Source organism: Falsirhodobacter sp. alg1, assembly GCF_000739715.2.
Taxonomy (GTDB): domain Bacteria; phylum Pseudomonadota; class Alphaproteobacteria; order Rhodobacterales; family Rhodobacteraceae; genus Falsirhodobacter.
Genome location: NZ_BBJC02000130.1, coordinates 1 through 496 on the forward strand (window position 1 = coordinate 1; position 496 = coordinate 496).

Consider the following 496-nt stretch of genomic DNA (forward strand, 5'->3'; position numbering starts at 1 on the left):
ACCATTTTCTTGATATCCACACCACCACTGCATCTGATCTGCGCGGCATGATCGACGGCGCATTGGCCATGAAAACCGCGCGCAACGGCCGCCCGAAGGGGACCGCGGATGATGACCAGCCGCTTGCCGGTCATATGGTCGCAATGATCTTTGAAAAACCATCCACCCGTACCCGTGTTTCGTTCGATGTGGGGGTGCGGCAGATGGGCGGACAGACGATGGTGCTGTCGGGCAGTGAAATGCAGCTTGCCCACCTTCCGCCATACCGAGCACAACGCCCCCATGCGTTCCAATGCGACACTCGAATCCATCGGCGGAACAGCGGTCTATCTGGCTTCGGATTACGGAAACATGACGTCGGGTGAGATCATCCGCGTTGATGGCGGGTATCACGTGCTGGGCATGCCGCAGCCTGATCACCTGCACAACCACTGNAANCCAAACACCGGAGCGTGCCCCATTGGGGCGCGTTCCCGCCCTGATCACCGGCAAAACT

At 59.3% G+C, this 496-nt stretch carries 2 pseudogenes; both read left to right on the top strand.

Annotated features, from left to right (window positions below):
• Positions 1-254: pseudogene (locus TR36_RS15355) on the top strand (ornithine carbamoyltransferase); the annotation flags it as partial.
• Positions 253-423 (top strand): annotated as a pseudogene (locus TR36_RS15360) (SDR family oxidoreductase); the annotation flags it as partial. The pseudogenes TR36_RS15355 and TR36_RS15360, both read left to right, overlap by 2 nt.
• Between the last annotated feature and the right edge of the window lie 73 nt (positions 424-496).